The sequence below is a fragment of the Shewanella sp. NKUCC05_KAH genome (assembly GCF_019345585.1).
Taxonomy (GTDB): Bacteria; Pseudomonadota; Gammaproteobacteria; order Enterobacterales; family Shewanellaceae; genus Shewanella; species Shewanella oncorhynchi.
Window position 1 is genome coordinate 45,045 of the sequence record NZ_JAHKQZ010000028.1, and the last position, 9,244, is coordinate 54,288.

Annotated in this window: 14 protein-coding genes; 13 read left to right on the top strand and 1 reads right to left on the bottom strand. The window is 47.0% G+C overall.

Annotated elements, in window-relative coordinates; genetic code table 11:
- Positions 1 to 27 precede the first annotated feature (27 nt).
- From KO533_RS20470 to KO533_RS20500, 7 genes are all read left to right on the top strand, one after another.
- Entirely contained in the window at positions 28 to 765 is a 738-nt protein-coding gene (locus tag KO533_RS20470; protein ID WP_219255916.1) for a hypothetical protein, read from the top strand.
- Positions 766 to 908: 143 nt separating this feature from the next.
- A complete protein-coding gene (locus KO533_RS20475) occupies positions 909 to 1,745 on the top strand; it encodes a helix-turn-helix domain-containing protein (protein ID WP_219255918.1) in 837 nt (278 codons plus the stop codon).
- Positions 1,742 to 2,425 carry a replication protein P gene (locus tag KO533_RS20480; RefSeq protein ID WP_219255920.1) on the top strand — a complete coding sequence of 228 codons (684 nt, stop codon included), beginning with the start codon at positions 1,742 to 1,744 and terminating at the stop codon, positions 2,423 to 2,425. The genes KO533_RS20475 and KO533_RS20480 overlap by 4 nt, the downstream gene beginning before the upstream one ends.
- The gene (locus tag KO533_RS20485) at positions 2,415 to 2,639 is read left to right on the top strand and encodes a hypothetical protein (RefSeq protein ID WP_106650792.1); all 225 of its coding nucleotides are present in this window, start codon (positions 2,415 to 2,417) and stop codon (positions 2,637 to 2,639) included. Before KO533_RS20480 ends, KO533_RS20485 begins: the two co-directional genes overlap by 11 nt.
- Positions 2,640 to 3,908: a tyrosine-type recombinase/integrase gene (locus KO533_RS20490; protein ID WP_219255922.1), complete on the top strand. Its 1,269-nt coding sequence runs from the start codon at positions 2,640 to 2,642 to the stop codon at positions 3,906 to 3,908.
- A gap of 54 nt (positions 3,909 to 3,962) precedes the next feature.
- Positions 3,963 to 4,178, top strand: coding sequence for a helix-turn-helix transcriptional regulator (locus KO533_RS20495; RefSeq protein ID WP_006082023.1), 216 nt, complete (start codon positions 3,963 to 3,965; stop codon positions 4,176 to 4,178).
- The gene (locus KO533_RS20500; RefSeq protein ID WP_012089980.1) at positions 4,168 to 4,527 is read left to right on the top strand and encodes a hypothetical protein; all 360 of its coding nucleotides are present in this window, start codon (positions 4,168 to 4,170) and stop codon (positions 4,525 to 4,527) included. Before KO533_RS20495 ends, KO533_RS20500 begins: the two co-directional genes overlap by 11 nt.
- A gap of 368 nt (positions 4,528 to 4,895) precedes the next feature.
- On the opposite strand, the gene KO533_RS20505 is transcribed toward KO533_RS20500, so the two are convergent.
- Positions 4,896 to 5,855: an integron integrase gene (locus KO533_RS20505; protein WP_028760238.1), complete on the bottom strand. Its 960-nt coding sequence runs from the start codon at positions 5,853 to 5,855 to the stop codon at positions 4,896 to 4,898.
- A gap of 305 nt (positions 5,856 to 6,160) precedes the next feature.
- Here KO533_RS20505 and KO533_RS20510 point away from each other — a divergent pair, with 305 nt between their 5' ends.
- From KO533_RS20510 to KO533_RS20535, 6 genes are all read left to right on the top strand, one after another.
- A complete protein-coding gene (locus KO533_RS20510; RefSeq protein ID WP_028760237.1) occupies positions 6,161 to 6,592 on the top strand; it encodes a DUF6678 family protein in 432 nt (143 codons plus the stop codon).
- A 98-nt stretch (positions 6,593 to 6,690) separates the two neighbouring features.
- The gene (locus KO533_RS20515; RefSeq protein WP_049821718.1) at positions 6,691 to 7,014 is read left to right on the top strand and encodes a hypothetical protein; all 324 of its coding nucleotides are present in this window, start codon (positions 6,691 to 6,693) and stop codon (positions 7,012 to 7,014) included.
- 203 nt (positions 7,015 to 7,217) lie between these two features.
- Positions 7,218 to 7,775, top strand: a complete 558-nt coding sequence (locus KO533_RS20520; protein WP_028760236.1) for a hypothetical protein — start codon at positions 7,218 to 7,220, stop codon at positions 7,773 to 7,775.
- A gap of 92 nt (positions 7,776 to 7,867) precedes the next feature.
- Positions 7,868 to 8,140, top strand: coding sequence for a hypothetical protein (locus KO533_RS20525; protein WP_219255924.1), 273 nt, complete (start codon positions 7,868 to 7,870; stop codon positions 8,138 to 8,140).
- Positions 8,141 to 8,232: 92 nt separating this feature from the next.
- Positions 8,233 to 8,742 (top strand): hypothetical protein, encoded by a 510-nt coding sequence (locus tag KO533_RS20530; RefSeq protein WP_028760234.1) that lies wholly within the window; start codon positions 8,233 to 8,235, stop codon positions 8,740 to 8,742.
- Positions 8,743 to 8,860: 118 nt separating this feature from the next.
- The gene (locus tag KO533_RS20535; RefSeq protein ID WP_028760233.1) at positions 8,861 to 9,136 is read left to right on the top strand and encodes a hypothetical protein; all 276 of its coding nucleotides are present in this window, start codon (positions 8,861 to 8,863) and stop codon (positions 9,134 to 9,136) included.
- The last annotated feature ends 108 nt before the right edge of the window (positions 9,137 to 9,244 follow it).

Below are 9,244 nucleotides of genomic sequence, written 5' to 3' on the forward strand. Positions count from 1 at the left end.
CCTAAGTGGCAGTGAGGAGGATAAACGATGTTTGATCCTGAATGTTTAATTTGTTGTTTGGAGGGCGGCGCCGCGTGTTCGGTGCATGGGCAAGTTAGCAGTGCTGATGGACCCGCCGTGGTCGCGCTAACCGAGATGGAAACCGCGCAAGTGACGTTACTCGTGATGCAAGCAAGGCAGTTAATGCTTAAGGCGATGGCGCTTAAATCTAAGTCGAACATGCCTAATAGCACTGAGCCTAATGTGGCTGAGCTTAGCGCGGGGACCACTGAACGGGCAGCGTTAAGTGGCGTGAACATGGGCAAAGACATTGCCTGTTTTCATGGGCATACCACGGCGGAGTTGTTTAGGCGAACGCAGGTGGGCCGAATGGTTGAGGTGTTAAGGAGCTGCGATGAATTGCAGCATAGTCGCCCCGAGCGTTGGGCGGTTATCGCGACCGACATCGTGGATAAGGCGTTGCTGGGTAGTAGCAAGCAGTTGTTGCTGCCGACGGTGAGCATCGATTGGATTATGAATTATCTGTTGATGGAAGAACAACGCGCGGAACGTTCTATTGCGCTATTGGCGGCGGATGTAGGCGCGTGTGATGTGGGCGGGGCTGATATGAGTGCAGCTAATGTGAATGCCATCGTGACAAGCCGCAACGCGCACATTAAACGGCGTGATTTTTTTAGCCAGTTGCGCAGTAACTTGGCGCACAAGGTTTACTTGCTTAGCAGTGAAGGCGAGCGAGCGGAGGGCAACGGGGCGCATTGCAGTTGACCCGTTGCTGTAGACATAAGAAAGCCCGCTAAAGTTTTGGCGACGAATGCGGGCTTAATACCTAAGTGAGGCAATAGCATGTTACTGAAGCATGGGGTTTGCGTCAATTCGAGTTTGTGGGTTGCTCCGTTTGGGGGTGACTTATGAGTATGGAATTGATGGTAAAAGCGATGAAGGCCAAGGTGGGTAATCCACTGCGTAAGCTGGTGTTGATCAAGCTTGCCGATAACGCCAATGACCAAGGCGAATGCTGGCCGAGTTACCAGAACATTGCAGAGCAGTGTGAGATCACTCGCCGCAGTGTGATGAACCACGTAAAAACGTTGGAGGACGACGGCTTTTTACGGCGCGAATATCGCAAGGGTGAGAAGGGGAATTCCACCAATATTTTCCACATTCGTTTTGAGCCGATGGCGCTAAAATGTAAGGGAGACGCCGCTGTATTAGGGGGTGAACCAAATTCACTATCCCCCAATGACGCAGATTTGCCCCCTAGTGAATCTGGTTCACTACCCCCTAGTGAAGCAAATTCACCCCCTAGTGAATATGGTTCACCAGCTAGTGAACGTGGTTCACCCCCCCTAGTGAATCTGGTTCACCCAGAATCTATCAATCTTGAATCTATCAATGAATCTTTAAAAGACTCTTGTCCAGCAACGAGTGCTAAGTCGGTTTTCAATGCGTTTTTTAAAGCGTATCCAGCCCATCGCAAAGGCGGCTCGGATTCGGCTGCGTGGAAAGCGTGGAAGGCCGAAAAGTTGACCGATGCCGATTGCGTGTTGGCGGTGAGCTGGTTGAAGGACGCTGCGGCGCTGGATGCGAGTTGGGGTTTTAGTGCTAACGGCCAGTTTGTGCTCGGTATTACCAAGTTTATCCGTGAACGCCACTGGTTAACGCCGTTGCCAAGACCGATGGCCGCTGCAGTTGGGCAAGTGGATTGGAGCTACGCGGTGTATGACCCAGAGGACCCCTTGATATGACGGCTAATCAAAATGCGAGCATGAAATCACTGCAGACCTTAATCCGCCAGCCGTTGGTTGGGCAGGGGCGTGTGAGTCAACCTGAGCCCACGGCAATGGACATGGCGATTGTGGACAGCGTGTTTAGCAAGTTGCGGGTGTTGTTCCCGGTGAGTGCGCCGCGGCCTGAGGACGAAGCGATCCACAAAGCCGAGTGGCTTAAAACCTTGGCGGCGCAGGGGATTGCCAGCCGCGAGCAAGTGCAAGCGGGGCTGAATCGCGCCAGACGCGAGCAGGGCGATAGGCAGTTTTGGCCGACACCACGCCAGTTTGCTTTGTGGTGCCAACCTACGGCCTGTGATTTAGGGCTGCCCAAATCACAGGCGGCGTTTAAGGAGGCAACGCGCCATTACCATCACCCTGATAAGCATACGTGGAGCCATGATGTGGTGCGCTTGGCGGTGCGCGAGACGGGTAGTTGGATGTTTGCGACCGGGCTTGAAAAAGACGTATTAATGACCTTTGAGCGCAATTACACAGTGTTATGCAGACGCTTTAGCCGTGGCGAGTTGACCGATGTTGAATTGCCAAAGGCATTGCCCGAAACGGTGACACGGCCCACAGAGGCGGCAAAGGCCAAATCAATTATTGCCAATTTACGAACCAACCTTGGGCTTAAGGGGGCAAACGATGGCAACTAAACCACTGACACAGCGCGAACGCTTAATGCGCATCATCACAGGGAAACGATTTTGGACCCTGTTTGAAATCCAGCAAGAAAGCTTTAACCGCTTTGGAGTTCACGACAGCGAGACGGCCTTAAGTGCACGGTTTCGGGATATGCCGATTAACCAGCGGGTAAAACGCATTCGCTCGGGTACCCATCACACCTTTGAATATCGGTTGGAGGGCTAGATGGCGCAGGTGATGACAGCAACAGGCGTAGAGCAAGGCAAGTTAAACGATGCGGTATTGCGCCGTTGGTTGCGGGCAGGAATAACACGGGACTTTCGGGACACGCAGTTTCCGGCGGTGCGGTTACGGGCCTCGACCGATAGACGCCAAGCCTCAGTGTATTTAGTGATGAACGAGGCAGGCAAAACCGTGTGGCAAAAGCAGGGCGTGTGGCCAGTGATGTGCTTGAAGACTTTTCTAGCGGAATTACCCAGCCTGTTAGCCAAACGCAGCATGGGCCAAACGGTCATCAGCAACGAGTTTGTCACGGTAGCGCAATTGCTGGCGTGGTTTGTCACCCATGTGGAGTGCAACCGCACCTTAAGCAACAGCTGGCGCAGTAACTGTAAATCGTTAGTGAGTAAACATCTCAGCGGCTGCTTTGCCGAGTTACCGCTCAATGAGCTGAACTTTATCGCAGTGGACAGTTATTTAATCAAACCCATGTTGGCGCAGGGCTACTCGGCCAATTACATCAAGGCCGCGGTGAAAGTGTTAAAGCGGGCGCTATCGGTTGCGGCCGATTTACGGGTGTTAGACACCAATAGCTTGGCGGGGTATCGGGTGCAAATGAGTTTGAAGATGCCGCCATTGGTGGGCACGCAGTTAAGCGAGTCGGACGTGGGGCCGTTATTCAGCGCATTGCGAAATGCAGCAAGACCGGTGGCGATGCTGTTTGTGCTGATGCTGATGTTCGGTACCCGCATAGGTGAAACCCGCTTAGCCAGATGGGACCACTTCGCCGGCGATTACTGGTTTATTCCCGCAGAGAATGCCAAGAACCGCCAAGAGCATCGCTTACCTATGACGCCGACAGCTAAGAAGCTGATAACCCATTACGCCCAGTGGCAATACACGCATGTGGGCAAGCGGGCGTTTTTGTTCCCTGGTGAAGTAGGGCCGGTGAGCATTCGGACCGGGCAATATTGGAGTGAGACGATTCGGTTTAAGGCGTTTACCTCCCATGCGCTGCGCAAACTATGCCGCACCATTATTGCCGACATGGGCGTAGATACTATGGTGGGGGAGCGGATATTGAATCACACCTTGCCATTATTACTGCGCACTTACGTCAACAGCACCTTAGGTAAGGGCATGTTGATGGCGTTGGATGCCTACCATGCGCACTTAATCACACTGGGGTTTGATGATGTGGCGCCCGAGATTATGCGCCAATCGACCACTGAGACGAGCGAGCCAGACGAGCCAATGTTAGTGGGGTGGTTATGACGATGACAATAACAAATAGCACAACTGGGTTATGGACTTCACGCAGGAGGATTTATGGCTAATCGCGCCGCGGATGTATTGAAAGTAGGGCGCCGTTTACGGGGCATGACCCAAGACGAAGTGGCTGAGATTTACGGCATTAGCCGCAACACTTACCAACGTTGGGAAAATGGCCGTACTACTGCGCCCTATGACGATGTGACATCGATATGCCTTGATGTGTTTAAGCTTTCGATTGAGAAGATAAATGAGGTGGCCAATGGGCTTTAGCGATGAACCCGAGCAGAGGATGAACATTAAGGCGTTGCGGTTAGGGCTGTATCGCTGGGGCCGTTATTGGGTGTACCAAGAGTTGGGCAAGGGGTTTTCGAACCGCAGCGCCTGCGACCGTTTAGGTGAAGCACTGGGCGGCGGCAACTTAAAGCACGAACTTAACGTGCCTGCCCATGTCGCCCATTTTGACCAGCTCGTTGAGCAGTTATCCCTTAACTGTAAACGTGCCATTCGCGCCCATTACCTCTGCAAAGAGCAGTGGGCCTTAATGGGATTTGACAGCAAAAAGTCTTATATCTTCTGGCTAAGAAAAGCCGAAATGGCACTGCTAGATAGAATGAATTAGAAGGAACGCCCTCTTACGAGGGCTGGCGGGTTAGAGGTTGTCCACCAAGACTGCTAACCCGTTGACTGGATTTTATCAAAGGTTCGGACAGATACCTATGCAAACTCATTCGCTATTAAATGATGCACTGAGCTTAGGTGTGATCTCTAGATTGATCACAATGAAACTAGGCTTTTACAAATGATTGTTTTGTGGATTTATCGTTCTGGTGCTCTTGCCACAATACGCCTTTATGCATTTGTTTGGGCTAACGCCAGTTACCTCCAAGTGTTTTACGGGGCAACCCAAACACTCTGTAAGTTAAGTGTTAGTTTACCTGAATTAGTAATACGACTAGAGGCAATCGAGATTGCTTTATTACTTAGAATTTATAACTTATCTAATGGACTCGTTGTCCCTGCGTAATGTTGGCCAAGCACATGGGTGTAGATTTGTGTTGTACTAACGTCATTATGGCCAAGTAGCTCCTGAACACTTCTGATATCACTGCCCGATTGAAGTAGATGGGTTGCAAAGCTATGTCTAAATGTATGACAGGTAACACGCTTAGTTATTTTGATGTTACGCACCGCATTGCCGAGCGCTTTACGAATAACACTCTGATGAAGATGATGCCTGCAAAGCGTTCCTGTATAAGGATTAATGCAGGTTGTGGTTGAAGGGAAAATGAACATCCATCCGTGTTGCTTAAAGGCATTTGGATACTTACGCTCTAACGCATTGGGTAGGGAAGGGCCGATCCCTTGTTGGTTGTCACGGTGTTGAATCTCCATTGCCTTATTAATATATGCTGTGAGTTTAATGGCACATTTATGGCTGAGGATTGTTTGTCTATCTTTATGACCTTTACCATCCCTCACAGTCAACGAAGCTTTTTCAATATCAATATCTTGGATACGTAACCTGAGGCATTCTGAAACTCTCAGTCCACTACCATAGAGTAGTTCTATTATTAGCCTATCGCGGCCATCAAGCTCATTTAGTATTAGTGAGATTTCTGATGGGGATAACACTGTAGGTAAATAACGTTGTTTAGTGGCATAGCAAAAACCTAAATTTCCAAGCTCATGATGCAAATGTTTCTGGTACAAATAGGCTAACGCGTTTAGTGCAATTTTTTGAGTGTTGATAGCCACATTCCGTTGATTGGCAAGGAAGGTTAAGAATTGTGCGACCTCCTCTGTTCCCATCGTTTCAGGATGACGCTTGTGGTGAAAGTTAATGAACGCCTTGATCCAATACAGGTAGGATTTTTCTGTTCTGATACTGTAACCACGCATGCGCATTTCTTCTTGAACACCGCTTAAAAAAGGGCTTTTTATACTCATGATAGCAATCCTTGCGACACTGTTTATATGTACAGTATTATTTGATAATCGCTGAAATCAAGGAAGATTGTAAAATTTTTTGCGCGTTTACACTTATGAATCCCCATGCATTTTATTAATTATCAATAGCTTATCCTTTGACGGTTCGAGTTAATAGGTTTGGGAAACGCGCATGCGCGTTTTTCCAGATGGTGTATTTGAAAAAAAGCTGATAAGTTCCTTTTATTACAAGTAATTAACAGTGCGCGTTTTTACTGGTCTAATGAGGTAAACGCGCATGCGCACTAATAAAATGTTAGGTATCCATGAGCGTTCTACCAATGTCAGAATCTTGTCCTACCACTGTGGATTTGGATAAGTTAAAAAAAGAAATAAAATCAAAGAACTTGGCTGGACTTTGCAACAACACGAAATGGGATGAGCTATTAACTGCGTTTAGAGCGAATGAATGGACTGTATGTAATCGTTCTAAATGGATAAACGGTTTTATATCGGACTGGGAAAATGATTGGTTTTATCACCTCCCATTTCCATTTGTCGGTGTTGAGTGGTTTGACATTAAATTCGTAAAAACAATTTTTATCATCAGAGATGGCGGCAGGTTTGAGGAAGAAACAAACTTGAAAGATGAGATTCTAAATTGTCTTAGTGATATTGGTGTAGAGTTTGAAGTCGCATCTGATTTTGTTAGGGTCTGGGGTTATGCACCAAAGTGTTATCAAAAGTTTAACGGGTAAAATACCTAACAAGGCCCAGCATTCCGCAGCCTGTGGCTGCCGGACTCGCTACGCTCACCGCTGTGGGCGGCGTTAGACTCCACAATTAGGATCGTGCAATGTTCGGAATATTCAAGAAAAAAGAAGTTGAATGGCCATTCGATCAGCCGAAAAATTGCGCGGTATTTACTATTCGACAAGTCATTGAGGGCGAGTGCCAAATTCAAGTTGTCTATCACGACTTAGAAGATCATGGCTGGCAGTTTGTGGGGAACATTGAATACACAATGAAAGATGCTAAATTGATTGGACTAGAAGAAATTACTAAAATAGATCCGACAGTTTTCGAGGTCGCTAAAATTGAACCAGGCTACCATGCTTGGCGAAACAAAATCGGAGATACATGGACTATTGCTCGAACTCCTGAGCAAACCGAGGAGTAAACTAATCAAGCGGCTGCACCGGGAAATCCGCACATCGTTTGCAGGCTCAGCGCGCATCACGTTAAAAGCAGAATCGCAGTATCTTTAAAAAAGCGTACATTCGAGCGTCTAACAATTGGTTCAAATCGTTCGCTTCGCTCACTGGGACGGGCTAAAGCCCGCCCCTTAACCATACGTTATGTTCTCGCAGAAACGGAGAGACCGTGCAAAATTACTCAGTCAGCGTGAATGACAATGACTCATATATGTGCGCGTGCACAGATAGAGTCTTTGAGAATGTGATTGGTGTAAAGGTCTGCCCAGAATGCAATATCAGAACTAATTTTGATTTTATTAGTGATAATTTTAGAATAAAAAGAAAAACATACGATTTATCAGCCACCTATGACGGTTACTATATAGCCTCGCTGAAATTCAAAGAAGCCATTTCTAGAGAAGGCTTAACAGGCATACATTTTTTGGCAATTAATAGAGAGCCACTATATTTTGTTATGCTTGTAACTAACATAGTGCCTTTTGACACTGAGAAGCGAAAATCGAAAGCAGACAAATACTGCTCGGCATGCGGTAACTACGAGTCAGTTGTTGGGGCAATACCAGCATTCTTAAAGGAGCCTCCACGCCATGATTTATCTCGCACGGATGTGGCCTTTGGCTCAGGCAACTCTAAATCACCGCTTTTAATTGCAAGCGAGCGCTTCATCGCGCTGATTCAACGCGAAAAATTGAAAGGTTTATTTTTTGAGCCAACAAGAACATAACAATAGGTTCAAATCGCTCGCTTCGCTCACTGGGACGGGCTAAAGCCCGCCCCTTAACCAAACGTTAACTGTACGAAAGTATCGAGTTGGTAATGTCGAATAAAACCGTATTAGAAAGACTTTTAAACGAAATAGAGAAATACGATAAAAATCGTAATGATCGTGATGCTTTTGCACAAATAGTTTATGAGTCAATCGAAGCCCTGGAGGGGATACCCTATTCAGTTCATCAGCAAGGTAGGGATTGGCAGTACAAAATTGAAACTGAGGAATACTTCGACAAAGAGGGCTTTGAGTCTGAAATCAATGAGGTAATCCCAAAACTTAAAGCGTGGGTCGATGAGCTTATTCAATCCCACAGTTAACAAGGCCAGCCAGAGGGACTGCCAAACCGCGACGCGCTTTGTCTGCCCCTGCTGGCGGCGTTAGGCGGTCAAATCAGAATCGGAGATTTAACATGGAAAGAGAATTTCCAGATGTCTTAAAAAAATTGCATGCAATTGAAATAGATTATGCTGATGGAGATGGAATAGACTTCGAGCCATTTGATGAGTTCTATTCTGAAGAGGATGCTTCTGATTGGATTAAGGCATGGACTGGAAACAGTTCGCTTGATGGTAGTGAATATTTGATATTTGGCCAAGATGGAACTGGGGGTTATGTTGCAATTTGGCTTGTGAGAAATGATAGCGATTTGCTTCAGCAGCCAATCGTATTTTTTGGCTCTGAGGGTGAAGTTGGAGTAATCGCCCGAAACTTTAGAGACTATGTTTGGTTATTCGCTAATGGCATTGGCCCATATGAGGCCGTAGCTTATCCCGGCCTAGACAGGCCAAAGAACGAAGAGTTTCTGGCATTTGCTAAGAAGTTTGCTCCACAACACGAAAGCACAGCTTCTGAAATTATTGGAAGGGCAAAATCCGAATACCCTGATTTCGAAAAAATAATTGAGCAACTATGCCAGTAACCTCAGAATCGCCTAACAAACCGCTTAAATTCGTTCCGGCCACAAAAAGCGTGGCCTCCACCGGACTCGCTGACGCTCTCCGTTTAGCGGGGCGTTATATGCCACAGGGAGATTAGGCTTGTCGATTAAACTTCTAACTGAACGTTACCAACTTACTATCCTTGCGCCGTTTCATTTAAGCGTTAATGGCGAAAAATATGTCATTGATGCCTTAATTGAAGGTTATGGTGCACGTAAAGGCATGCTAATCGTTAAAAATGCGAATACTATTAAAGACGTAAGAGAAGATATTGTAGCTTTGGGATACGGATATTCTTGTTTTGATATTAATGCCAATGATGTAGCTGAAAGCTTTCAAGAAGTGCTAGATGACTGGGGTAAAAGTGGCATATAACAAATAAGGATAGGCCGCGCGTAGCCGCGACCTTATCTCAGTGTTGAACAAGCCCGATGCTGGTTGTTGACACTTTATTATGCAAATAGCGGATTGAGAATTTGAAGG